This window comes from Fructilactobacillus myrtifloralis (assembly GCF_024029335.1).
Taxonomy (GTDB): Bacteria; Bacillota; Bacilli; order Lactobacillales; family Lactobacillaceae; genus Fructilactobacillus; species Fructilactobacillus myrtifloralis.
In genome coordinates, this window is the sequence record NZ_CP097116.1 from 1,063,095 (window position 1) to 1,089,773 (window position 26,679).

The 26,679-nt window shown below is 40.7% G+C and carries 21 protein-coding genes; 12 read left to right on the top strand and 9 right to left on the bottom strand.

Annotated elements, in window-relative coordinates:
* The 8 genes from M3M35_RS05275 to M3M35_RS05310 all read right to left on the bottom strand — a co-directional run bounded on the left by M3M35_RS05275 (position 1) and on the right by M3M35_RS05310 (position 9,635).
* Positions 1-945: a GT-D fold domain-containing glycosyltransferase gene (locus M3M35_RS05275; protein WP_252749623.1), complete on the bottom strand. Its 945-nt coding sequence runs from the start codon at positions 943-945 to the stop codon at positions 1-3.
* An 8-nt stretch (positions 946-953) separates the two neighbouring features.
* A complete protein-coding gene (locus M3M35_RS05280; RefSeq protein WP_252749624.1) occupies positions 954-1,871 on the bottom strand; it encodes a GT-D fold domain-containing glycosyltransferase in 918 nt (305 codons plus the stop codon).
* Positions 1,855-2,847, bottom strand: a complete 993-nt coding sequence (locus tag M3M35_RS05285; protein WP_252749625.1) for a glycosyltransferase family 2 protein — start codon at positions 2,845-2,847, stop codon at positions 1,855-1,857. Before M3M35_RS05285 ends, M3M35_RS05280 begins: the two co-directional genes overlap by 17 nt.
* Positions 2,831-3,778, bottom strand: coding sequence for a capsular polysaccharide synthesis protein (locus M3M35_RS05290; RefSeq protein ID WP_252749626.1), 948 nt, complete (start codon positions 3,776-3,778; stop codon positions 2,831-2,833). Before M3M35_RS05290 ends, M3M35_RS05285 begins: the two co-directional genes overlap by 17 nt.
* 14 nt (positions 3,779-3,792) lie before the next feature.
* Positions 3,793-4,578, bottom strand: coding sequence for a DUF4422 domain-containing protein (locus M3M35_RS05295; RefSeq protein WP_252749627.1), 786 nt, complete (start codon positions 4,576-4,578; stop codon positions 3,793-3,795).
* A gap of 175 nt (positions 4,579-4,753) precedes the next feature.
* Complete coding sequence (locus tag M3M35_RS05300; RefSeq protein WP_252749628.1) at positions 4,754-5,434, bottom strand: TVP38/TMEM64 family protein; 681 nt, start codon at positions 5,432-5,434, stop codon at positions 4,754-4,756.
* Positions 5,435-5,470: 36 nt separating this feature from the next.
* The gene (locus M3M35_RS05305; RefSeq protein ID WP_252749629.1) at positions 5,471-7,333 is read right to left on the bottom strand and encodes an acyltransferase family protein; all 1,863 of its coding nucleotides are present in this window, start codon (positions 7,331-7,333) and stop codon (positions 5,471-5,473) included.
* A 145-nt stretch (positions 7,334-7,478) separates the two neighbouring features.
* Entirely contained in the window at positions 7,479-9,635 is a 2,157-nt protein-coding gene (locus M3M35_RS05310; protein WP_274706345.1) for an ATP-dependent Clp protease ATP-binding subunit, read from the bottom strand.
* Between the two features lie 278 nt (positions 9,636-9,913).
* Between M3M35_RS05310 and M3M35_RS05315 the strand changes: the two genes are divergently transcribed.
* The 7 genes from M3M35_RS05315 to M3M35_RS05345 all read left to right on the top strand — a co-directional run bounded on the left by M3M35_RS05315 (position 9,914) and on the right by M3M35_RS05345 (position 19,813).
* The gene (locus M3M35_RS05315; RefSeq protein ID WP_252749630.1) at positions 9,914-10,903 is read left to right on the top strand and encodes an LCP family protein; all 990 of its coding nucleotides are present in this window, start codon (positions 9,914-9,916) and stop codon (positions 10,901-10,903) included.
* 52 nt (positions 10,904-10,955) lie between these two features.
* Positions 10,956-11,582 (top strand): hypothetical protein, encoded by a 627-nt coding sequence (locus M3M35_RS05320; RefSeq protein ID WP_252749631.1) that lies wholly within the window; start codon positions 10,956-10,958, stop codon positions 11,580-11,582.
* A 177-nt stretch (positions 11,583-11,759) separates the two neighbouring features.
* Positions 11,760-12,791 carry a hypothetical protein gene (locus M3M35_RS05325; RefSeq protein ID WP_252749632.1) on the top strand — a complete coding sequence of 344 codons (1,032 nt, stop codon included), beginning with the start codon at positions 11,760-11,762 and terminating at the stop codon, positions 12,789-12,791.
* Positions 12,784-13,902, top strand: a complete 1,119-nt coding sequence (gene glf, locus M3M35_RS05330) for a UDP-galactopyranose mutase (protein ID WP_252749633.1) — start codon at positions 12,784-12,786, stop codon at positions 13,900-13,902. Before M3M35_RS05325 ends, glf begins: the two co-directional genes overlap by 8 nt.
* A gap of 5 nt (positions 13,903-13,907) precedes the next feature.
* Positions 13,908-15,329, top strand: coding sequence for an oligosaccharide flippase family protein (locus tag M3M35_RS05335; protein WP_252749634.1), 1,422 nt, complete (start codon positions 13,908-13,910; stop codon positions 15,327-15,329).
* A gap of 176 nt (positions 15,330-15,505) precedes the next feature.
* A complete protein-coding gene (locus tag M3M35_RS05340; protein ID WP_252749635.1) occupies positions 15,506-16,168 on the top strand; it encodes a sugar transferase in 663 nt (220 codons plus the stop codon).
* 129 nt (positions 16,169-16,297) lie between these two features.
* Complete coding sequence (locus M3M35_RS05345; RefSeq protein WP_274706346.1) at positions 16,298-19,813, top strand: glucosaminidase domain-containing protein; 3,516 nt, start codon at positions 16,298-16,300, stop codon at positions 19,811-19,813.
* 158 nt (positions 19,814-19,971) lie between these two features.
* Here M3M35_RS05345 and M3M35_RS05355 read toward each other — a convergent pair whose 3' ends face one another.
* Positions 19,972-21,579: a YfhO family protein gene (locus tag M3M35_RS05355; protein ID WP_252749636.1), complete on the bottom strand. Its 1,608-nt coding sequence runs from the start codon at positions 21,577-21,579 to the stop codon at positions 19,972-19,974.
* 333 nt (positions 21,580-21,912) lie between these two features.
* On the opposite strand from M3M35_RS05355, the gene M3M35_RS05360 reads away from it, so the two are divergent.
* The 5 genes from M3M35_RS05360 to M3M35_RS05380 all read left to right on the top strand — a co-directional run bounded on the left by M3M35_RS05360 (position 21,913) and on the right by M3M35_RS05380 (position 26,641).
* A complete protein-coding gene (locus tag M3M35_RS05360; RefSeq protein WP_252749637.1) occupies positions 21,913-22,911 on the top strand; it encodes an NAD(P)-dependent oxidoreductase in 999 nt (332 codons plus the stop codon).
* 13 nt (positions 22,912-22,924) lie between these two features.
* Positions 22,925-23,917, top strand: coding sequence for an NAD(P)-dependent oxidoreductase (locus M3M35_RS05365; protein WP_252749638.1), 993 nt, complete (start codon positions 22,925-22,927; stop codon positions 23,915-23,917).
* Between the two features lie 11 nt (positions 23,918-23,928).
* Positions 23,929-24,534: a nitroreductase family protein gene (locus tag M3M35_RS05370; protein ID WP_252749639.1), complete on the top strand. Its 606-nt coding sequence runs from the start codon at positions 23,929-23,931 to the stop codon at positions 24,532-24,534.
* An 18-nt stretch (positions 24,535-24,552) separates the two neighbouring features.
* Positions 24,553-24,765, top strand: a complete 213-nt coding sequence (locus M3M35_RS05375; protein ID WP_252749640.1) for a hypothetical protein — start codon at positions 24,553-24,555, stop codon at positions 24,763-24,765.
* A gap of 85 nt (positions 24,766-24,850) precedes the next feature.
* Positions 24,851-26,641, top strand: a complete 1,791-nt coding sequence (locus M3M35_RS05380) for an MFS transporter (protein WP_252749641.1) — start codon at positions 24,851-24,853, stop codon at positions 26,639-26,641.
* The last annotated feature ends 38 nt before the right edge of the window (positions 26,642-26,679 follow it).

Below are 26,679 nucleotides of genomic sequence, written 5' to 3' on the forward strand. Positions count from 1 at the left end.
TTAAACCTCAACTTTATCAATAATTTGCGCTTGGTAATCCTTTAAAACAGAACCATCAATTTCACCAATTACCTCATGGCTAACTTCATTGACATATTTACCACTTACAGGAACTTTTTCAGTAGCGCCGTTTTTGAACCATTCATACTCAATATCAGCATGCCCAATGTCGATAGTTTGAAAGCCGCTTTTGCATAAATCAAAAGCGAGCACCGTCGCTGTTGGGCCCAGAGCAGCTAAAACTAAGTCGTTTGGTTTAACATGCTTTTTAATTGTTTTCAAGATCTCATCATAGCGTTCAAAGGCATTAGTAACGGGACATTCGATTCTACGAATTGAATGAGCATTAGCAAGGAGATCATTTCCGACCCCAAAACGAGTTTCTTGTCCCTCGACAATTAAAACATCCCGATTATTCCAAACCTGCTTTAATAAATTGAAGGTTTTTTCGCTGTTGCGCTTGTCGCGTTTTTCGATGTAGGGACGAGTAATGTCAGCATCATAATAGGTTTTGTGTGGATCTAAATAACTAAACCATTTGGAGCCGTTTTTACATAATTGCTTTTTCCAAAAAAAGCTACTTTCATCGTTTACCTGATTAGGATCGGTTAAATTACCAGGGATTCCGACTAAATGATTGGGTAGGTTGGATTTAATGATTTCAGCAAGTCGATTTTGCAATTTTGAACTGCCGATTTCAAATGATTCAAAACCGTCGTCACCAATCATCCAATTGAGTTCACCATCACCATAACGACTAATCGAAAGCTGATTTTTGCTAATTAGCGCTAACGTAGCATCAGCATCAATAATTTTCGGTCGAAATGGGGGGCGATAGAAAGCAAATTGTAAGTTAGTTTTTTGTTTCATAAAGGCGGTATAAAGAGAGACAATTGCTTGGTTTTGTTTTAATTTATTTTTGAACTTTACCATTCTAGATTCCATTGGGTCTCCTAAATTGTTGCAATGATCTGGGCTTGGTACGTTTTTAAATCGGGGGTGTCAAGATTTCCATTAACATGATTAGTAACTTCATTAACATATTTGCCAGTAACAGCCGTTTTTTCGGTGGCCCCCTGCTTAAACCATTCGTATTCAATGTCAGCATGCCCAATGTCAATAGTTTGCAGACCTTGTTTACATAGATCATAAGCAAGTACGGTTGCTGTTGGTCCTAGGGCCACTAAGATAATATCATTTGGACGAGCTACCTTAGTAACCGTTTTTAAAATAGTTTCATAATTTTCAAAAGCATTCTTTGGTGGACATTCGACACGACGAATACTTCGTGCATTTTTCAATAAATCGTTTCCAACCCCAAATCTAGTTTTGGTACCCTCTACGATTAGAACATCGCGTTGCGACCAAATTTGCAACAGTAACCGAAAGATTTGTCCGGTGGTTTGTTTATTTTTTTTATCAATGTATGGCCGGGTAATATTGGTGTCATAATAGGTTTTTTGGGGATCAATGTATTTAAACCACTTTGATCCGTTCTTAAGCAACTGTTTTTCCCAAAAATAGATGCTTTTAAACGTTGTATCGTCAAGGGTTTTAAGTGCCATCGGGAGGGTGACAATATGATGCTGTAAGTTTGATGAAATAATTTCTTGTAACCGTCGTTGTAATTGGTCGCTTTGAATTTCAAAGGAGGTCTGGTCGTCATTTCCCACCATCCAATTCAACTCTCCGTCGCCATAACGGCTTACCGAAAGATGTTCATCAAGAATTTTTTGGATGGTAGTGCTGGAATTTTCAATTTTAGGTGTGAATGGTGGGCGGTAAAATTGAAACAAAATGATAGTTTTTAAATTGGCCAGCACATGAAAAATGGCATAGAGGGTGGGATGGTTATTAATGAATTTTTTCACGGTTTACCCCATTCTTTGTTTGGTAAAGGTGACTATAGAGCCTTGGAAATAATTTAATTCCAATAATTGCCACTTGATAATTTCTGGGTAGATACTTTAGGCTCTGCCAGGATGTTTGCAATAGGTGGGTCTCTTTACGAATGTCCCATTGGGGATTATTCAAGATATTTCTGTGTAGATAAAACAGGTAGATTCGATTTTGGAAGCCCGGGAAATAAGCGAAAAGCTTTGGTTGCCGTTGCAACATTTTTTCCACCATTTGAATGTAATTTTCACATTTGGTTAAGAGGGAGGGGTCGTAAGAATTCGTAGTCGACCCTTGATGCTTATTTAAAATGTAAAGAGGTTCGTGGAGGTAAGCAATCTCTTGATAATTAATCAGTTGCAAGTAGTTTAACACGAAAAGACTATCCTCAAAAAAATTATCATTACTCATGATAACGGAATTTTTTTTGATGAGATCAAGCCGAAAAATTTTGTTCCACAAGCCAACGTCCAGTTCGGCATTTTTAGTTAAATAATTACCAATTAATTCGACGTTACTGGTGCTATTTTCTAGAGCCGAGTGAGTTTCCATTACGACATGATTATCAGCAAATTTTTTTTCGATTCCTGCAATTACTAATTTTTGGCCACGGACACTTTTGACCATTTGATCCACAAAAGTGGGTTGGTATAAGTCATCGTCATCACAAAACATTAAGTATTTACCCTGGGCATTTTTGATCCCCAGATTACGCGCTTCGGCCTGGAAGCGGTGATTTTGCTGAAAAAGCTTAACGTTAGGGTACTGGTTGGCATATTTTGCTTCAATTTGGTTGGTATTATCACTTGAACCATCGTCTACTAGAATAATTTCATATGAAAAATTAGTAGATTGCTGTAAAAGGGAATCTAGGGTGTTGGGGAGGGTTGCTTCAGAATTATAGGTTGGCATTACAATGCTAACAACTGGTTGGTTAGTGGTTGTTTCCACTTTGTCTCACTTCCTGATTGAAAAGATTATCAATTCGATTAGTTCCAGGGATTTGTTGATATTTATAGGTCAGTTTGTAAAAATCAGAAGCTTCAAGAATTGCCTTGAACCTTTGTGGCTCCATTTCAGCATTCATTTTGCCAAGGAAAAAGTAGGGATTGGAATAATAGGTAGTATCATGATTAATTTTTGCTGGGAACTGGTCAATGTTATTTGTATAGGCAATGCGGAGCACATAATCAACTAAAAAGTAATCTAGTAAACGATCATTATGTTTCCAATAGTCAACTAAAAATTCATACACAAATTTAAACAAAGGGGAATGCACACTTCCCGAAAGAATGAAAGTAGCCCATTTGCCATGCGAGACGTCATAATACTGGGGGTTCGGGGATTGAATGCTATAAAAATCATGCTCCGTTTTACTAAAATCAAATTGGGGCGTAATAAAGTTAGTAGCATCCATCCACAAACCACCGTGTTGATAAATTAGTTTGAAGCGTAAAATATCGGCAAAGTGAAAAGTTGGCATTTTATGGTTTTTAAATTTATTAACAATCAAACTCGGTAAATCAACATAGTCTGTGTAATTATCTTGATTGATGATTATTAATTTACGCTGATTTTTTTCGCATACTTTTTTAGTTTCAGCAACGCAATCTTGAACAATTTGAGGAGCGGTTTCAATTCCCTGCCACCAAAAGAGCCACACATAGTTCCCCAGTTGATGCTCCTCACTGAGAGGAACTTGATATTGCTGGATTATATCTGCATATTTTCGGGATAAAAGCCGGACAATTTGGTTTTGCCGAGCGTTGTTATAGCTTTTTTGAATTGAATTAGGACAAATTTTAGTTCTGCGTAAAACCTTGGAGATGAAGAGCGTGCTTTTAAAATATTTAATGGCAAGATTGTTAATTTTTTTTTGCAAATTGACCACCTTTATTAGAAATGAGTCTGATCACTACCAACTTTGCTAGAAAATTTTCTTTTTAGAAAAGCAATTCCCTTCTTTACAAGTTGTCGATCTCCGATTTGAATCCAATTGCACTCGGTGTATGAAATTTGATTGGTATCCACCCAAACATCTAGCAATAATTCAGAGATATACCCGAAAACCCGTGCTTCTTGGGGGGAATAATGCGAAATATCGATGCAATCTTCTAGTTTAAATAGGATTGGGAAGAGCCACTCGCAGTATTGATTAAAGTAGTCTGTTTTCATAATGAACATATTAAACATATGGGCAGAACGGCGATTCATCACGGTATCAAAACTTTGGAGATAGTCTGGTTTTTCTTGTTTGATAATCTCGCGGGTGACTTCCAGTGGTTTTCGATGATGAGAGTGGAGATAATGTGATTTAATCGTTTCAATGTAATAATGTCGTTTCCGTGGCAAGACAACCGGGGCTTTGTTCAGTAAGGCAGTTGCTTGTGCTTCAGTTAAAACTGCCTCTAGGGTGCGCCGATGATGTTTACTAAAAAATCTGCGATAGTGAACAAGACCAATTGCATCAACATGATTCAGATTTTTCCATGCCCAGTAAATCGCGGTTAATTCATTGTAGTTAGGATTTTTACTAGAAATGTTATCCCCAGTATTATCTAATTGAAAGCCAGTTTGCCCAGCGAAATTTTGATCAGCACCAACTAGAATGGGGAGATACAGGTTTCGATCTGATGGCATGGGTGCAGCTTTGTGAGTAGCAACAAGAATTTTAGTTTTCAAACGGAGTCCTCCATTTTCGAATCAATTAATTTCCATTCTTAATCTTATCATTTTTTGGTCGGAAAAGTTAGATACCAATTGAATGAGACCCGAACTTAAAAAGGCCAGCTACTATTTTTTAGATAAGTAACTGGTCAATTTATTTTAGGATAGTTTCGCTGTTGAATTTAGTAAATTAGTGAGTCGCCAGTTTTTTCAGGAACCAATTAGCGCCACTGAAAAAGATAGCCATAAAAATTAGTAAACAAATTAGTTCCAACCAGTTCCCCTGAAAGATACTATTCCCACCTAATGCATAGATGATTGAGAGCGGAATCGTTCCCAAACAAGCGGACACCGCAATCAGTTGGGGACCGAATTGTTTCTCATCATTAGCAGCCTGTAAATCGACGAGGTAGGAAGGAATGATGGGAATCGCATAGCCAATCACGAGTGCCATCAGGGGATTCTTACTGTGTTTAAGGTGATCAGCAAAGCGATTGTGGCGATATTGCTTTTCTAAATCGTTTTTCATGAAGGTGATTAGCCGTAAGGCGGTTAAGTTCCCTAGGCCAATGCTGATTGCATTCATGATTGTGCCTGGAAGGGTTCCAAAGCATATTCCTGCCAAGACGGCGATCGGCATGACTGGGATCCCCGGGACCACCGTTCCAAGGTAGAGTAACAGCATCACCAGGGTGATGTCGGTTGCTCCGTGGCTCCGAATTTCATGGATGGCCCGGGGGCGTTCTGCTGGATTGAACATCATCTTGATTTGGGGCTGATAGTCCTTAAAGATTAACAATAACAGTAAGAGCCCGAGTAAAACGGCGCCCGTTTTTAAGAGTGTAATTTTACGAAAATGGGGAAAATGCATAACTAGTCCTTTGGGTCCTCATTATTTAACGGCGTGTTACAAAACTTGCTTGGCAATGAAGGTAGCATACTTTGGTACTCCTGTTTGATTGGGATGAGCCTGATCGTCATAGAGCCAGTCAGGGTGCTTAGCAACGTAATCATTCCAATCAATGACATAGAAGTGGGGTTGTTTCTGCTGTGTTTTTTGAAGCAACTCGTTGTTTTGATTTTGCCAAGGTTGGGAAGGAATGTGGTTATTAATCCAGAAAACGTGGCGGTTGGGGCCAGCAATTTTACAAACTTCACTGATTGTTTCTGGTTTAATCGCACCATTAGTTCCTAATCCAATGATAACATTTTTTCCCAGTAATCCCTGACTTTCCATGGTTTTTAGGGAAGCAATGGCGGCATCCGGCTGGCGTGAAACCTGCGCATCAATGTAGAGCTGCGGGAAAATCTTTTGGAGATCATCGCGTCCTGCTAGCATAACGGAATCACCAACGGCACTTCCAGAAAGTTGTTGGGCTTGTTTTAACTGCGCCTTAGTTAGGCCGTCCTTTTGAATCTTGGCTGCATCAGTTGAGGTGCTTTTAACCTTTTTTCCGCTTTTAATTTGCTGGGCCAGCTTTTTGTTATACTGCTTTTCTTGTTTGGTATTTTTCTGAATTTGTTTGGCAAGGGGAGAGTGGTTGGCGACCTTTGGATCCACAATGGTTGACTGGATGACGCCTACGCTCCCACACACGATAATGAAAGCTAGTAGAAGTCGTCTGAAGGTGATTTGGGCGAAGAAAGCGGATAAACGCCGTAAAGCGTTGCGGTAGTCATAGTGGCTGAAAGGGACCTCCACGTACCGATACGATAATTCGGAGATGGCGAGGACGAGAGCGATTTCGATTCCAGCATACAACCACGGGTGGGCAGCCAAGTTTGGCACCTTGTCACCGAAAAAGACAAAGACCGGAAGTTGGTAGACGTAGATTTCATAGCTTCGTGACCCAATCCAGTCAAAGACCGGATTGGTTAGTGCGCGGTTCCACATGCCAGGGATAGCAACAATGGCCCACATTGCGAGCACGGTTAAGACCGAGAAGAGGAACATGCCGCCCCGGTAGAGGAACGCCGATTGGGCACCAACCGTGAGGATGATGAGCGCCATTCCACCGATTCCTAGGGCACCAACCAGGGCAAAGAAGAGGCGTTGGTGGTGGTTCGGGTGCTGAAGCACATGACTACTAGGCCAAAGGACAGCTAATGCGGCTCCAAGTAGAATCGAGAACATGCGGGTATCCGTTCCGTAGTAAACGCGACTAGGATCTACACCCGGATGGAACAGGAGCGCCATTAAGATGCCGGACCCGATGGAAAGGAGGAGGGCAATTATGAGGACACTACGATTGCTTTGACGGCGGTTTTTAAACCAGCGGAGCAGGAATAAGACGATCAGTGGCCAGATTAGATAAAACTGACCTTCGATTGAGAGCGTCCAGAGGTGGGTAAAGGGTGATTCGGAACCGGCAAATTTTTGAAAGTAGGATTGCCCGTTGGCAATCTCAAACCAGTTGTAAACGTAAGTTAAGTTGGTTAGAATACTCTGCCACAGGTTGGCAAGCAGGTTTCGTTGAAAGAACGTAATGTAACCGGCAGTTGCAAATAACATGACGATCAAAGTGGGGTAGAGCCGCTTAAGGCGTTTATACCAAAAATGACCGTAATGAAATTGACCCGTGGTGTGATATTCGTTTAAGAGGTGATCGGTAACTAGATAACCAGACAGGGTTAAGAAGACTGGGACCCCTAAATAACCACCGCTAAAGATGGTGGGATTGAAGTGATACAGAATCACGCAAATTACCGCTAACGCTCGTAGACCGGTAAATCCGGTAATAAAGCGATAGTTAGGACGCTCAGTTGGCATAGTTGGGGAAACCTCTTTTGCAAAATTTATTTGACACGCCTTTAATGATATAACCGTGTGAACGCCGTTACAATAGCAAATGTAAAATTAAGAAAAAAAAAAGAACCCGTCGCGAGACGAGTTCTTTTTAAAGCTAATTGAAGCACTATTTAGTTGCTTTTTCAGCAACGTGATCTTCTTCAATCCGTAACGTATTGTTTTCTTTATCAAGGACCGCCTTGATATCTTTCACATCTTGGTGATCAAGGTAGTACATGGCAATCTTGTCACGAAGTTGTTGTTCAATGACACGCCGCATTGGACGAGCGCCCATGGCTTCATCGTAACCTTGTTCCATCAACCAATCCTTCACGTCTTGGGAGATGGAAAGCTTCATCCCCTTGCGAGCTAACGTGTTGTTGAGGTCTTCAATCATCAAGTCGACAATTTGACCCAAGTCTTCCTTAGATAGGTGAGAGAACTCAACAATGGCGTTAAACCGGTTTAGGAATTCGGGACGGAAGAAAGGAGCTAAGCGATCCATGATGCTTTGGTTCTTTTCTTCGTCATTTGACATGGCGTTGTTACCAAAGCCGGCGTTGGAAGTAGCAATAATCACTGTGTTCTTAAAGTCCACCACGTTTCCTTGGCCATCAGTTAACCGACCATCATCCATTACCTGGAGTAGGAGGGTGATTACTTGTGGGTTAGCCTTTTCAATTTCGTCAAGTAGCACGATTGAGTATGGATTCCGACGAACTCGTTCCGTTAACGTGTTACCGTTATCGTTGTAACCAACGTATCCAGCGGTGGCCCCGATCATCTTAGATACCGCAGTTTCGTCTTGGTATTCTGACATATCAAGCCGGATGATGGAGTCCTGGTTGTTGAACATGTCCTTAGCTAATTGCTTAACCAATTCCGTTTTACCAACCCCAGTTGGTCCAACGAAGAGGAAGGAACCAATTGGACGGTTACCTTCGTCAAAACCAGCTCGGTTCCGACGAATAGCGTTAACTACAGCATCAACGGCTTCATCTTGACCAATGATGTGTGATTTGAGCCGAGAGCCCATGCCCTTCAACCGTTCCATATCATCAGAAGTCATTTGTGAAACCGGAATTCCAGTTAATCGTTCAACTGATTCAGCGATGTCAGCTGGTTTAGCAACGGGAGTTTCGGAGTTGTCAGACTGATTATTGAGTTGTTTTTCTAACTCTTCAATCTTTTCCTTGTCCTTAGCTGCTGCTTCGTAGTTTTCAGCTTTAGCATCAGCGTCTTTTTGGTCCTTAGCAGCCTTGAGTTCTTTTTCAAGACTAACTTTGTCAGTAACCGGGTGCTTAGCAGCCAAGTGAGCAGCCGTCATATCAACGAGGTCAATAGCCTTATCTGGTAAAGAACGCTGTGGAATGTATTGTTCGGAGTAATCAATCGCAGCCTTTAAAGCATCATCTGGTAATTTAACCTGGTGGTGATCTTCGTAAGACTTACGGATTCCTTGCAAGATTTCAAAGGTAGTTTCTTTGCTAGGAGCGTTTACCGTAACATCGTTGAACCGTCGTGCTAAAGCAGCGTCCTTCATGATGGTGTTTCTGTATTCGTCTTGGGTAGTAGCACCGATTACGGAGATGTCACCACGAGACAATGCTGGTTTCAGAATATCTGACAGACCCTTGCCTCCATTTTCATCACCGGAAGCACCAGCCCCAACAATTTGGTGAATTTCGTCAAAGAAGAGGATGACGTTTTTACGTTGTTCAACTTCCTTAACTAATTTTTGAATGTTTTCTTCGTAAGCACCACGGTATTGAGTTCCGGCTTCTAATGAAGATAAGTCAATCGAAATGATATCCTTGTCCTTAATCGTAGCAGGAACTTCACCCTTCACGATCTTTTGGGCTAAGCCTTCGACAATCGCAGTCTTACCAACTCCGGCATCACCAACTAAGATCGGGTTGTTCTTAATCCGACGACTTAGAATTTCTGCCGTTTCTTGAATTTCTTGATCACGACCAATAACAGGATCTAATAAGCCCTGCTTAGCTTCATCAGTCAAATTACGACCGATTTTGTCAAGATAACTTTCTTGTTTTTGATTTGCTTGATTTGCTTGATTTGCTTGGTTAGGAGTAGCGTTATGCTGACCATTTTGACCTGGAATCCGGCCCGTCCGGCGCATTTCGGCAACTTGTTCAGGGGTAAGCTCGTGCCCGTTAACCACGTAACGTGCGTTCGGGTTGTTACCCATGTTGTTGAAGAAGCTGTTAAATAAGTCATCCATTCCGTTGTTTCCAAATGGATCGTTTCCAAAATTGTTTGCCATAGAAAAATCCTTCTTTCCTAAGTTAGTTGCCAGGTAGTTTTAATCACTACCGTCTGAGGTTTATCTCAACCTCTGACTTAATTTTAACCAATTTTAACCAAAAAGAACAGGATTTAGCTCAAAAAAGTCAAAAAAGGTCAAATTTTTGAAATGTCAAAGTAACATAAGTTAATGATGCTCGCAAGACCCGCGGGAATTGAATGTTTTAAAAACTGCCGTAGTTTGGTAAACTGTAAGTATTGTCGTTTACAGATAAGTAGATAAAGGAGATTTTCAGGATGGAAGAAAGTCGGTTACAGCGAGATCAACAGCCGAAGAAATCGCATCATACTAGAAATATTATTTTGACGATTATTCTGGTCCTGTTGTTAGGGGTAGTAGCATTTGGATCCTACAAATACTTTGCCGTTAAGAACGCCGTTGACAAATCTTATAACAGCGCAGGAATGAAAAAAGAACGGGACACAAAGGCCCTCCTTAAGAACAAAAAACCCATTTCAATTCTATTAATGGGAACGGATACCGGTGAACTGGGACGGAAATATAAAGGTCGGACGGATACCATGATGGTGGTAACCATTAACCCCCAGCAACACAAAACGTTAATCACTAGTATTCCGCGGGATACGGCCGTTAACATCCCTGGATTTGCTGATCAATCACCAGCTAAAATCAATGCCGCTTACGCTTACGGAAGTGCCAAGACCGCAATTCAAACGGTGCAACAAATGTTAAACGTGCCGATTGATTATTACGCCATGATTAATATGAAGGGACTCGTCCAAATTGTTGATCAAGTGGGGGGAGTGACCATCGAACCCGAATTAACTTTCGATTACGAGGGCTACCACTTCACGAAGGGGCAACCAACCAAGATGGACGGGAAAAAGGCGCTTGCTTACTCCCGGATGCGGTACGATGATCCGCGCGGTGACTTTGGTCGGGAACAACGGCAACGCCAGCTGCTTGAGGGAGTCGTTACCAAGAGTGGTTCGGTTACTTCATTGTTAAACCAAGGTTTCATTGATTCAATTGCCCAAAACACCCAAACCGACTTACAATTTTCTGATTTATCGGCAATTGCGACCGGTTACTTATCCGGACGGAAAAACATTGAGAACACTTATTTAAGTGGTCAATCAGGTGAAATGATTGATGGTCAGGATATGGAAGTTACTCCCCAAAATGAGTTGCAAAAAACAACCAACCAGATTCGTAACAGTCTTGACTTGCCAAGTGCAACCACTGGAAAGATTGCTTTGAATTAAAGGAGAATATGGTTAAATGGAATATTCTAATTTGCAATATTTTTTATTCAGGTTGGCGAACATCTTAAGTGGACGCTCATTGATTATTATCGTGGCTATCATTATGATGGTTGGATTTGTCATTTTCTTTAGCTATGACATTTGGAACAACGGTCCCGTTTTTTTGGATAACGATGAGCCAACGGCGAAGAACAAACATGGTCGTAAAAATAACAAAATTGATAAGAAAGAATTAGCGATGATTCTAATTCCACTAATTCTGGTATTTGGAATTTTTACGGTTAAGTCAATTGTTTCTCGAGTTGATAGCCCGGCAACGATTACTAATGATTCGAAACGGGTACTAGCAACCCGGGGACGGGTGGTTGACATTGACCGAAAAGACGGGGCAGTGTTAATCGCTACTAATGCTCAAAAACGGCAACGACCGCTGCTTGCCAAGTTAAATGGTCGGTTGGTATTACCATATTCGCCCAAACCAGTTTTTATGTACGATGGTCTAAGTCTCAATCGGAATACTCTACTTGATTTACAAGTTGGAGATCCAGTTAACGTTTGGGTTCATCCGTTTAAAATGAAATATAAAAATTATTCTAATTTCCCCGAAACCAAGAATGCGAAAGATGAAGTTAATTTTTTGAATAAGGCGAAAGTTAATGGAGAGGTATCTAAACGATAGATATCATTTAAATCTAGGAAAGGAATTGATTAGTTGAAGATCTTGAATAAGCTGAAAACCATTAGCGTCAAAAATCAATTGTTTCTTGTTGCTTTTGCTTTGTTAGTTATTAGTGCCAATTTTCGTTATACGACGTTTCCCCACACATTTGCTGGATTCACTAAAGTGTGTGTTGTGTTGGAATATTTTTCGATTTTGTTAGTGGTGGGCAAGACGTTGTTTTTGGACAACTTAACCCGAAAACAAAAAGTGATTTTTGTTGTAATTGGTTTGCTACTAGTTATATCTGCTAAAATTTCAAAGTCACATGATTTGGTTAATTCCTATTTTTTCATTTGTGCCTCAACTGGAATTAGCCTCAGAAAGATTTTTAAAACATCATTTGTGTATATGACGATTGCACTGGTCTTTACGGTGGTCGCTGCTCTAAGTGGATTGATTATTAATTTAATTTACGTGCGTAACGGAATTTTCCGGTTTTCGCTAGGTGAAGGGTACACCACGGTGCTTTCTTCAATCATTTTCTTTATTTTGGCCTCTATTGCTGCGTTTAATTTAGCGAGTCGAAATAAAAAAACGATCATTATGATTTTTAGTCTAATTTTTCTCCTATCGTTCGTGGTATATCAAATTACTGATACGAGAACTGATTTAATTTGTATGTTATTGCTGTCATTTGTAACTTTGTGGCGGTATTATGGTAATTTCTTGAAGAATAAATTTGTCAGAGGATTTATCTTGATCTCACCAGCACTGGTGTTTCTATGGACCCTAATCTCTGCCTATTTTTTCAATCCCCAAAGTGAAGCTTGGCAAAAATTGAATCAGCTCTTTAGTAATCGGTTGTCGTTAGTTTCAGAGGCGACAATTAAATATCCAATCAAATTTTTAGGGCGCTACATTGTCGAACATGGGAATGGAAACTCACTCAAGCCGGTCTTGCATTACTTTTACATTGATTCTTCTTTTTCAAGAGTGTTATTTTTAAACGGATTGTTTGCATTTATATTTTTATACATTGTTATTCAGTTTGCTTTTTATTTAATCATTAAGAAGAACCAGCCACTTTATACAGCCCTCAGCTTGATCTTAGTGATTATTTTCATCGAAGGAACCTTTTCTTCTATGATTTTAAGTGTCGGGTTTAATTCAATTTTATTTATTCTTAACATTATTTTGAGTAAGAAAGGAACTTTAACTTATGACTGATTATCTAGTAGTTGGTTCGGGATTATTTGGCTCAACATTTGCATACGAAGCGGCGAAACGCGGGAACCACGTGGAAGTGATTGAAAAACGGGATCACGTGGCCGGTAACATTTACACTAAAGAAGTGGAAGGGATCCAGGTTCACCAGTTTGGCGCCCACATTTTCCATACTAAAATGAAAGATATTTGGGAATATGTACAGCAATTTGCGGAATTTAATAACTACATTAACAGTCCGGTGGCCAACTATCATGGTGAAATTTATAACCTGCCCTTTAACATGAACACCTTTAACAAACTGTGGGGGGTCCGGACGCCCGCTGAAGCTCAGGCTAAAATTGAAGAACAAAAGCAAAACGCTAACGTACCGGAGAAACCGACTAACCTAGAAGAACAAGCGCTCTCCTTAGTGGGGACGGATATCTACGAAAAGTTGATCAAGGGGTACACCGAAAAGCAGTGGGGACGCAAGGCAGTTGACCTGCCATCGTTTATTATTCGGCGGATTCCCGTCCGGTTTATTTATGACAATAACTACTTTAGTGATCCCTACCAGGGAATTCCCAAGGGGGGTTACACGCAGATCATTGAAAAGATGTTAGCCAGTGATTTAATTGACGTGAAGGTTAATACGGATTTCTTTGACCACAAAGATGAGTATCTGCAGTCCGGGAAACGGATTATTTTCACGGGAATGATTGATCAATTCTTTGATTATGCCCTCGGTGAATTAGAGTACCGGAGCTTACGGTTTGAAACCGAAGTGAAGGACGTTGATAACTACCAAGGAAACGCGGTAGTTAACTATACCGACGCAGAAACTCCCTTTACGCGGGTGATTGAGCACAAGCACTTTGAGTTTGGCAAAGGAAACAAGGGCAAAACGGTTATCACTCACGAATATCCCAAGGACTGGAGTCGGGGTGACGAACCTTACTATCCAATTGATAACAAACAGAATCGCTCTTTATACAAACAGTACACTGATCTAGCCAACCAAGCAGCTGAAAACGTGGTCTTTGGGGGCCGTTTAGGTCAATACCGGTACTACAACATGGATCAAACAATTATGGCTGCCTTGCGCTTGGTCAAAACGGAATTTGGTGAGTAATTAGGATGAAAGTAATTAAAAATTACTTATATAATGCTTTTTATCAAATTTTTGTCTTGCTGGTGCCATTATTAACAACTCCGTATTTAGCTCGAGTCCTTGGGCCCCACGGAGTTGGAATTAATGAGTTTACCAATGCTAACATGCAGTACTTTATTATTTTCGGTAGTATCGGAGTAGCAATTTATGGGAACCGCCAAATTGCTTATGTAAGGGAAAACCGCCAAAAGTTAACGAATACTTTTTATGAAATTTTCTTCATGAAGATTATCACGGTTGGGATTGCATATATTGCTTTCTTTGTGTTTTTAATGTTAATTCATCGATTTCGCCAGTACTACTTGGCGCAATCTTTTGCATTATTAGCAGCAGCTTTTGACATTTCATGGTTCTTTCAGGGAGTAGAAGATTTCGCTGTTACCGTGGTCCGTAATTTTTTAGTGAAAATTACCACGTTAGTTTTGATTTTTACCTTTGTTAAATCGTATGATGATCTCTTTTTGTATATTTTAATTCTATCGCTTTCTTTACTGGCCGGGAATTTAACGATGTTTCCTAGTCTCAAACGATTTATTGGGAAACCCCAATGGAATAAATTGAGATTATTTCGCCATTTTTTACCTTCGTTGGTTCTTTTTATTCCAGAAATTGCAACGCAAATTTACTTATATGTGAATAAAACGATGCTTGGAGTTATGACGAATGTAACGACCTCTGGATATTTTGGTCAATCCGATAAAATTGTTAAAATGTCATTAGCGGTTGTAACGGCAACCGGGTTAGTGATGCTACCGCATGTTTCTAACGCGTATAAAAATGGTGATCACGCTAAGGTCCAAAAGTATTTGTACACTAGTTTTGAATTTGTGACAGCCATCGCTGTTCCATTGGCGTGCGGAATTGCTGCGATTGCCCCAGTTTTAGTTCCACTGTTTCTTTCTAGTCGCTTTACGGCTGTCATTCCATTATTAATGATTGAATCAGGAGTGGTGCTTTTGATTGGCTGGAGTAACGTTATTGGAGTTCAATATTTAGTTCCAACTGGTCAAAATGCTAAGTATAATTATTCTGTAATTATTGGTGCCGTTTGCAATATTATTGCAAACGTTCCGCTTATTATTTTATGGGGAGCAGTTGGGACCGCAATTGCAACGGTGATTTCAGAAATTGCAGTTACTGCTTACCAATTATATTCAATCCGAAATCAGGTTAGTATGACACGCTTATTCTCTGGATACTGGCAATACTTATTTGCAGGGCTTGTCATGTTTTGGTTGGTATTTGGTTTAGGAGTTAAATTAAAATCAACTTGGACAATGCTGATTTTAGAAATCTTGGTTGGGATGGTATGTTACCTAGGATTTCTACTGATTTTAAGGCCAAAATTAGTGCGTGAAACCATTGCGAAGGTTCGTAACAAACGATAAAATTTAAGTAGTTAAACCGTCTGAGCTAGACGGTTTTTTTAGATTTAATTGTTTTACGTAACGTGGGAATAAATAAAGGCAGTGCTGATGTGGAGCCGCTAAATTAATTTTAATTACGGCTTTATTTTTGGTATGATGAAGATACTACTAATTGGGCTTGAATATAGGTGAATATCTTGAAAGAAAATCATGAAAATAAAATCTGGTTAGATAAAAAAGCGGTACAAGATCGGCCGTTTTATTTTTCGGTTAAACGAATTACTGATTTATTCTTAAGTGTAATTGGAGTAATTTTGCTTAGTCCAGTGTTTTTAATTGTGGGCATACTAGTTAAATTTGATGGATCACATGGCAAGATTTTGTATGTTCAAGAGCGAGTTGGCTTGAACGAGCAACCATTTAGAATGTATAAATTTCGTTCAATGATCCCAGATGCGGATCAAAAGTTGCAGACTTTAAAAAACAAGAATGAAGTTAACGGCGCCATGTTTAAGATTAAAGAGGATCCGCGAATTACAAAAGTGGGAAAATTCATTCGGAAATACAGTTTAGATGAACTCCCGCAACTTTTTAACGTGATTAAAGGTGACATGTCATTAGTAGGACCTCGTCCACCGTTACCAAGTGAAGTGGCTGACTATACTGATTACGATCGGCAAAGATTGTGGGTAAAGCCTGGATGTACAGGGCTATGGCAAGTCACAGAACGTAATAATACGGATTTTAACGGGGCCGTTCGAATTGACTTAGAATACATTAAAAAAAGTAGTTTCAAATTTGACTTACTAATTATTATAAAAACGGTTAAAATTATGATAAAGCCTAATGCTGCATATTAGGCAGTAATTAAATAAATTCAAATTGGGATTATTTCGAGTGAAGGGGTCATTATGACATAATCAAAATTTAAGGATTATGACAGTTTAAATCGAAGGATGCATTCGGTTATTAATAAAAAGGAGACTAAAATGAAGCAGTATCAAAGGAATCGGCAATTAATGATTAATGACACTAGAGAAGAAAAATTAAGGCATAAATTAGTTAAAAGTAAGAAAGGGTGGTTAACCTTTTCTTTAAGTACGATTTTTGCTGTTGGATTAGCCTTTGGAACTGGAAATCTAACTGTTTCAGCGGATCAGACGGGGGTAGCGACTACCCAACAACAATCGGTAGCTAACAATCAAAATGCACCAGCACCAGCACCAACTGATAGCACAGCTATCACTACTGATAACCAAGTAAATGGCAGTAAACCTGAAAATGATCAGGAAGTAACTACAACACAAAGTTCTGCTGACGGAAAGAAAGCGGCCGATCCGGTAGTTGCAGAAAACAACGGCGGACAAACCTCCCCAACTACCGAAACTAAAGTAAATAATACGACTGAACCAACAGATAATCATTTAGACAATCAACAACAGACCAAGAGTGAAGCATCAGAACAACAACAAACTCCAGATGCGACCGCTGAGCAACAACAAGCTGAAGTTAAGCAGAACGATGAACCTGATAACACCACTACATCAACAAACACTACTCAGCAAACTAAAGATAGTGATGTAAAAGCAACTACTGATGAAACTAATTCAGTGAATAGTCAGCAAAAGACTAAGGACGACCAGCCACAATCGGGTGAGGAGCAAGCAGAAGCTGGTTCACAAACCGTTTCTAACCCAAAGGAAACAGATAAAACTAGTGAGCAAGCTACTACGGCTAATGAAAGTGAATCCCAGTCGACGCAGCAAGCTGATACCAAATTACCAGTAGCAAGTACTGAACCGGAAAATAAACAATCTGAACAATCACAACCAGTAAATAATGCTACTAGCGTTAAAATTGATCCGGTTTTAAGTAGTCAATTACACACTAATTTGGCTTCTACTAATTATCGGCAGTTTATTGATTCGTTGGCTGCTGGAGCAATCGAAACTTGGCATCGGTATGGGGTTTTGCCTAGTATTTCGATTGCACAAGGAATTTTAGAAAGTGGTTGGGGAAGTAGCACTCCCGGAAATAATCTATTTGGAATTAAGGGTTCTTATAATGGTCAATATGTAACTGTTCAAACGCGGGAATGGATTAATGGTCGGTACGTTACAATTTATGATCGGTTTCGTGCTTACCCATCATTTAAAGAAAGTATTTTAGACCACGGAGCCTTTTTAGCCAATAACCCACGGTATGCTAATTTGCTGCATAATAGAAACTATGCAGAAGTGGCTAGATTATTGCAGGCTGACGGCTATGCCACCGATCCTAACTATGCTTCATCTCTAATTGGGATTATTCGTTATAATAAATTGGACCAATATGATTCGCAGGCCGATTTTGTTATTAATGCAGAAAAGTTTGCCAATGCTGATGGGGACTGGACGTTTAGTCAATCAGCCCCAATTTACTGGGCGCCTTCTCAAAATGCTTACAAATACGGTGAATTTCACTCTGGTTGGTCAGTTCACTACAATGGGACTTGGTATGACCAAGAACATAACTTAACTTGGTTACGTTATGCCGATAGTAATGGAACGCACTATGTACCTCGCTATGGTTTTAACGTTAATGATGTGAACGTTAATACGAATGAAAGTGGAACGTGGACGTTTAGCCAATCATCACCAATTTATAATGGAGCACCTTCCCATGAAGCAGATCAGTACGGCGAATTTAAACCTGGTTGGACCGTCGAATATTCTGGAACAGTTGATCTAGATGGGACAACATGGTTACGTTATTTTGATGGGAATGGAGTTCACTATGTGCCTAAGGTAGGCTTTAATGTAAATAGTATTCCATTAAATAATGAGAGTGGAACATGGACATTTAGTCAGACTGCACCAATTTATAATGGGGCTCCATCTGAACAAGCGGATCATTATGGTGAATTTCATGCTGGTTGGACCGTTGAGTATGCTGGTACAATTGATTTTGACGGGACTACATGGTTACGTTACTTCGACAGCAACGGGGTTCACTATGTGCCTAAGGTAGGCTTTAATGTAAGTAGTGTTCCGCTGAACAACGAAAGTGGAACATGGACGTTTAGTGAATCAGCGCCAATTTATAGTGGTGCGCCTTCATATCAAGCTGATCATTATGGAGATTTTCATGCCGGCTGGACGGTTAATTATGCTGGAACGGTTGATTTCAACGGAACTACTTGGTTACGATATTTTGACGGCAACGGGGTTCATTACGTTCCTAAAGTCGGGGTTAATGTAAACAATCTTCCACTTAAAGACGAAAATGGAACATGGACGTTTAGTGAACCAGCATCAATTTATAGTGGAGCCCCATCTGATCAAGCTGATCATTATGGAGAATTTCATGCTGGCTGGACGGTTAATTACGCTGGAACGGTTGATTTCAACGGAACTACGTGGTTACGCTACTTTGATAGTAATGGTGCTCATTATGTTCCCAAAGTTGGGGTTAACGTAAACAGCCTTCCGGTTAAAGATGAAAACGGAACTTGGACATTTAGTGAACCGGCACCAATTTATAGTGGAGCCCCATCTGATCAAGCTGATCATTATGGCGATTTCCACGCGGGTTGGACAGTTGATTACACGGGAACCGTTGACTTTAACGGCATTACATGGTTACGTTACTTTGACGGGAATGGGGTTCATTACGTTCCCAAAGTTGGAGTTAATGTTAATGATCTTCCAGTTAAGGATGAGAATGGAACCTGGGAATTCAGCCAGGCAGCACCAATTTATAGTGGAGCCCCAACCGCACAAGCAGAACATTATGGAGCATTTCTTCCCGGTTGGAAGGTTAATTACACTGGAACAGTTGATTTTAATGGAACTACATGGTTGCGTTATTTCGATGGTAAGGGTGTCCACTATGTTCCCGCTGTTGGATTTAATGTCCAAAACTATTTAAATAGTACTCAAGGTGGGACATGGACCTTTAATCAAGGGGCTACAATTTATGATGACGCACCCTCATTTCAATCCACAAGTGAGAATTGGTTCCGTCCTGGTTGGACTTTGCACTATGATTCAACCTATGTTAAGGACGGAGTAACTTGGATGCGTTACTCTGATAAGAATGGGGTTCACTATGTTCCGCAAGTTGGAATTAATCTTCCGGAAAATACTCCTTATTTAGGAGCAATTAGAGTGGCAGATCAATATCTCGGTGAACCATATAGCTGGGGTGGTAGTAAGCCATGGACTGGCTTTGATTGTTCTGGTTTAACTCAATGGTCTTATGGGCAAATTGGAGTTACTTTACCACGAGTTAGTGAGGATCAATGGCGAGTTACTAAGCACATTAGCCAGGATGAAGCTCGGGCTGGAGATTTAATCTTCTTCTCTAGAACTTATGATGATGGTAGTAATTATGCTCTATACTCAATGACACACGTGGGAATCTATCTTGGTAATGGATACTTCTTGTCATCTAACGGTAAAGGAATTACCATTGATACAGTTGCTTCATGGAACATGTATCCAACCTTCTTTGGGAGAATTTAATTCGTTGATTTAATTTTAATTTTTCATAGATTTAGGTATTAAAAAAAGCCGCAGTAAATTGTTAATCTCAATTTACTGCGGCTTTTTGATTACATTAAAATCTAATTAAAAAAACTGCACCATAAAATAATTAAGCATTTTATGATGCAGTTAAAATGTTATTTAGATTTTTTGTTTGTTTTCATGATATAAAATAACGTTGAAATTAAAGCTAGAATACTAATTACGATTGTTAGTTTTTGTATCGTGGTCTTTTGATATTTAATTTGGATATCATTAATTCCTTTATTTACTTTGACCTTAATTAATTTATTTTTTCCGACATTTATTTTTTGCTCTTTATCGTTAACATAGACATGGAATCCAGGATAATAGGCAGCTGGTAAATATATAGAAGAATAATTGCGGTTTGTCTTTATTCTATAATCAATTTTATTATATGAATTAGAATAATCTAATTGGACAAGATCTTTACCCTTATTAACCACGGGAATCGAATGTTTAGATAGCAAGTCTTTGTCATGATTTGTTTCTTTAGGTAAGTAATCTAACGTATTGCAGGATAGGGAATTCTGGTCAAAATCTTTCCATGAAACTAAAGTAAAACCATTTTCTGCTGGTTTTTTTACATTGTTTAGGTTAATGGATGTTACCGCCAAAATCCCACAAACAGATAGAATTGTGATAATTAGCAGTCTATCTGATTTATTCGTTAGCACCATACAGATTAGTTTGGCACCTATAAATGCAATTAAAAATGTAATTACGTATAAAAATCTACCTGTGAATTGTAGAAATTTAAAATTATGTTGCAATAATTGCCACGGAAAAACATTTGAAGTGAGAACTATGAACAATAATAATTCAATTGATAGATATTTGAAAAAAGCACTTAACTTTGTCCAGAATGCAATGATTCCAATGATTATTATTCCACCGAGTATTCCAATTGCGTAAGAAGAAAGGGTTTTAGGTAAAATTAAATCCATAATTGAAATGCTGGAAGAATATAAATCATTAATATTAACTGTAATGTCTTTGATATAAAGCAGATTTTGAACTAACGGAATAATGAAAAAACTAGTAAGGAGTAGGGTTACAATTCCCGCCACAATTAAATATGAGCATCTCTTTATAACGGTTTCCTTCCAGTTTTTTCCTAGAAAGGCTAAACCTAAAGAAAAGATAATAAAAGAAAATATAACGAGTGAATCAGGAAGATCACTTAAAATGACACCGGACATTCCGAATGCTAAAATCCACCATTTTCGGTAATTTTTTAATGTTAGTTGATATACTCCGTAAAAAACAATTGGAAGGAAAATGAAATCTAGCATTCCACCCAAACTTCTATAGAAAAAAATGATGCTAAGCGTGAAGTGGCCTAGGCCATACAATAAACTTGCAATGATTGCCAGCATTCTATTCTTACTTATTTTGAAAGAACAAAAAAACATGCTGATGAAAATCAGAAATTCGCATAAAAAAGTAAAAAGTAAAAAGGCTAAATATCCATTTCCAACAATTAGATGGATTATAATTTCGGGGATGAAAAGAATAAGGGGGTAAAAAATATTTTGTGGGTATCCAAATGATCCAAAAGAATGCGTCATTAAATCTGGATAGGCTTTGAAGATGCCACCATTTTTAACGTTAATAAAACTTTCAGTGATTCTTGCTACATGGAACTGACCATCATAACCAGGATTAGATGCTAAAGCTGGATAATGGAATAACGGCAGAATTGTGAGAAGACTTAAAAACATAAAAAAAGCGATAATCGTTAAATTTTTATGGGAAACAATAAATTTTCTGATAGGTGTAATAGTGATTTCTCCTTTTTTATAGTACTTAAATTAAAAGTAAATTTACGACTCTTAACCATTATAATATATAATTAAATTCTTTTATTATTGAATTTAATTATATATTATCAAGCGTAAATCTTATATTTATAATTGTTTTGAAGCATAAATAAATCACAAAATTAACATCCTTAAAGAAATTGAAATTTTAAATTTTTTTGATTTCCCTAATTTCTTGCTATCTAAATTCGAAGTACCTTATAATTAAGCATAGACCGACTGAGGAGAATGAATATGTTTAAAATAACTGTGTATAACGTACGTGAGGTCGAAACCCCACTGTTTGAAAAACTTAATAAAGATGACTATGACTTAACGTTGGTAGCGGAACGGCTCACGCTGGATAACGTGGATCGGGCCGAATGTGCCAATGCAGTTCTGATTACGGCCTTTGATGATTGTGATGCCGAAGTGGTTGAACAGCTAGCTAATGCGGGCGTGAAGTACATTTACACCCGGGTCGTGGGTGTGAATAACATTAACGTTAAGGCGGCTAGAAACCTGGGGATTCAGGTTGCCAACGTGCCGAACTACTCGCCACGTGCCGTGGCAGAGTTGTCCTTGACGCTTGGATTAACGTTATTTAGAAACGTGTCAAAGGCCAGCGTGAATACTCACGATGGTGATTTCCGTTTGTTGCCAACTTACTATGCCAATGAAATTCACAGTGCAACGGTCGGAATCATTGGGGCCGGTAAGATTGGGATGGCCGAAGCAAAGTTATACCGAGGCTTAGGTGCCAAGGTCGTGGCTTACAAACGGAACCCCGAACCAGATAATGACGTGGTTTCATTTGTGGATCTAGATACGTTGTTACGCACTTCTGACATTGTGTCACTCCACATTCCCTACATTCCGGGGCAAACTGGAAAGTTAATTGGTGATCCTGAAATCGCGAAGATGAAGGATCAGGCTATTTTGGTGAACACCGCCCGGGGGCAAGTCGTTGATAACCAGGCGGTGGCGGATGCGGTTCGTAATTCGCACCTCGGTGGTTACGGAACGGATGTAATTTTGGACGAAGATGCCATCATCGGGAAACAATTCGATTCCCTGGATGACTTGCCGAACCCCCTTAATCTAGAGTTAATGAAAAACTATCCTAACGTCTTGGTAACTCCGCACATGGGCTTCTTTACTGAACCAGCCGTTGAAGACATGATTCGGATTAGTTTTGAAAACTTTGCTAACACATTAACGAAGGGTGCACCATTGTACCCAGTAAACGAATAGAAGGGGATTAAGCATGGCTAAAATTACGGTTTATAACGTTCGTGACTTTGAAAAACCGCTGTATCAGGAACTCAACCACGATCGCTTTGAATTAAAATTAATGGAAGAACCATTGACGGCGGACAACGTTGAAACTGCTAACGGGTCAGTCGGCGTTTTAATCGATGGGACGACTAATGCGGATGCAGAATTATTGGCAGCGCTCAAGGGATTGGGCATCAAGTACTGCTTTACCCGCTTTGTGGGTTACAACAACATTGATTTAGACGCTGCGAGTGCGCGTGACATTATGGTGGCCCGGGTTCCAAGTTACTCACCATACTCAGTGGCAGAATTAGCGTTGACGCTGGGCTTGGACCTGGTTCGCCACGTTACGGAAGCAACTGACAATACCAACCAAGGTGATTTCTTACTGCATCAGGGGTACTTTGCCAACGAAATTGACCACTTAACGGTGGGAATCATTGGAGTGGGACACATGGGAGCAGCCGAGGCGAAGCTGTGGCACAACTTAGGCGCCGAAGTGTTAGGCTACCAACGCACGCCCAACGATAATCCCGACGTTGATTTTGTTTCCTTAAACGAATTGTTGATGCAATCAGACATCGTTTCAATCCATGTTCCTTATTTCCCAGGAGAAAACGACCTCATGATTGGGGCGATTGAAATTGGAAACATGAAGAATCAAGCTGTCCTCGTGAACACCGCCCGGGGTGAATTAATCGATACGGCTGCCGTGGCTGATGCCCTTGCTGATGGTAATCTAGCTGGTTATGCGGCTGACGTTATCCCAGATGAAAATGCCATTGATGGCAAGCAGTTCGATAGTTTGGATGACATTCCGGATCCAGAATTACTGAGCTTGATGAAACACTACCCGAACGTGATTATTACCCCCCACATGGGTTATGACACGGAACCAGCTACTAAGGACATGATTAAAGTTAGTTTACAAAACTTTCAAGATGCCATTGATACTGGTGAAACTGAGAACCAAATTAAGTAGGAGGAACCCTCGTGAACACCCAATTATTAGATTTAATGAAGCAGCGGCGGACGATTTATCATTTGGGAAAAAACGTCCAGTTCGACCAAGCGGAGCTTTATCGCTACATTAAGGAAATTGTCCGCTATACTCCGTCAGCATTTAACAGTCAACCGGTCCGGGCCGTTGTGTTGTTTAACGAACACCACGCAGCGCTGTGGGACATCGTGGAAACCACCCTTGAAGAAAAGGTTGCCCCAGATGCCTTCTTACGGACGAAGGCCAAGATTAGTAGCTTTCGGGATGCCTACGCTTCCATTTTGTTTTACACCGATATGGACGTTGTTAAGGACTATACGGATAATCCGGCGTTAGCTACCTATCAATATCAAGAATACAACTGGTCTGAAGAGGCGCAGGGGAACGCCCAATTTGCCGTGTGGACGGGACTCGAAGAAAACGGGTTGGGAGTAAACATTCAACACTACGATCCGTTGATTAATGCAGCGGTGGCTTCCCGGTTTGAGATTCCCGCTAGTTGGCAACTGCGCGCCGAAATGAACTTTGGTTCGATTGAAAAACCAGCGGACGCAAAGGAATTTATGGATGATGAGGATCGCTTTAAGCTCTTTCAGTAGTTTCTGTAGGAGGATCGCATGACTCAAGAACAAATTGATCAGCGCTTGTTAAAACTGCGTCACTTTGCGAACATTACGATTACGCCACTCTGCTTGGCGCTAATCATCACCTATGTAGTGCAAAAAACGGTAACGCCGCTAGTAGTCTTATTAGCCGTTCTAGTGGTTTGTACCTATTTACCGTACGGATTAGTGACGCTCTACTATGTTTTCAAACGCCGGCAACGTTAAAATGACACCCCTTGCTAGTAATGGTGAGGGGTGTTTTTTTGGTGTAAAATAGAAAAGTCGGAAATACGAAAGGAGGGATGACTACATGCGAAAGTTCCGTGAATGGGGCCTAGCTATGTTACTGATTGGTGGCGCAGCGGGCTTGATCATGTTAATGCAGTGGCAAAAGCATACCGTCATCCTCGGATACGATACGTTCTTTCATTTCAATCGAATTTATGATGCCGCCCAGCAGTTGCAAACGGGGCGGTTTAACTACTTCATGAGTAACTACGGATACCAACAATCGGGCCAAATGATTAATGCCCTCTATGGACCGTACTTTGCGTATGGATTAGGGCTCCTGTTGTGGCTAACTGGTAGTTGGTTTAGCTTTCAACTAGTGACCGGCACCCTAATTTTAGTGGGGGCGGGAGTTAGTGCCTGGGTGCTATTTTGCCGGTTGCACGTGAAGCGGTCCTTAGCAATCCTGGGAGCCCTCATTTATTTAGGGCAGAATTTTATTACATACTGGATCACGAGCGCCGCCTTTCTGGATTGGGGCGCGATGATACTGCCCCTGGCAGTTTTAATGGGCTTAGGCTTATTGGATGGGCGTCCTGCTAAAATATCATGGGGACTCGGAATGGTCATTGCAATTTTAATTGAAATGCACACCTTGAGTGCCGTGATGACCTGTTTGTTGTTGATTCCCTTTGCCCTAGTTGGCTGGTGGCGCTCGAAAACGAAGTGGCGCTACCTTGGACGCTTAGGGTTAAATGCGCTTGGAACGCTTGTGCTAACTGCTAATTACCTAGTGGTATTTGTGAACGTGATGGTGCATAACCGCTTAGTGGCACCGTTTGCCGTGAAGAACTTAGCCCAGGGGGCCATGCATTTTTTAAGTCCGAATTGGATGCAGGCCGACCTTGGAGTCGTGTTTATCGTAATTATTAGTGGGCAAATTGCCTTGTTACTGTTAGTGCGTCCGCAGCGGCGCTTAAACTACTTTCTAACTGGAATTGGGCTCTTCTTTTTCTACATTTCCTCAAATCTCTTTCCCTGGCGGTTAGTGGGGCGGCACTTGCCGTTCTTAAACCATTTTCTCCAGTTTCCCTCCCGCTTTTTTTCGTTTGCAGCCTTATTAATTCTGGCGGGCTTTTTAATGTCACTCACAACCGTTTTGGCCACGCCCAAGTGGCAGTGGGGGCATGGGTCTGTGTATGCTCTGGTGGGGTTGCTAGCCGTCATGACCGTGATGTTAGGGATGCGCAATGTGAAATTTCAAGCCGATAATAACTGGCACGGACAGACCGAACCACCCCAAGTCGGGGTTTATACTCCGGTCAAGCATCGTCACGATTATTACCAACCGGGAGTTACCAACGCCCGGCTCAAAGCGGACTTTGCCAGTTCTGATCTGAGTAAGCCGTTACTAGATGAACGACGGGGGATTACCGACTATTTACCTAATAACAGTGGGCGTGCCAACGTTCGGCACTTACAAACGCAGTATCAAACCCAAATCATGCCACGGCCGTCCCGCTTTACCAAGCACGTTGATCGGCAGGGACAGTTACACGTGGCCTGGCGCGCACCTCAGTCTGCGGTGACCACCATTCCGGTAGTGGCCTATCACGATACGCGGGTTCGGTTGAACGGGCGTCCGTTACAGCGGGGACAACGTGCGGATGCGAACCACTTTACGATAACTGAGATTGGCGCAATTCAGGTGGCCACGCGGTCAGGAACCAATCAGGCAACGGTCGCTTATCACCAAGCTGCGTGGATTACAGCAGCTGGATTAATTTCACTGGGAGCCTGGTTCCTGGTGTTGGTTGGAGGACTATGGTTGTGCATACGGCACCTGCTCCAGCGTTGCTGCGATTGGGAGTAACTAGGCTTTGAGCGCTAAATGTGCTAAAATAGCAAGCA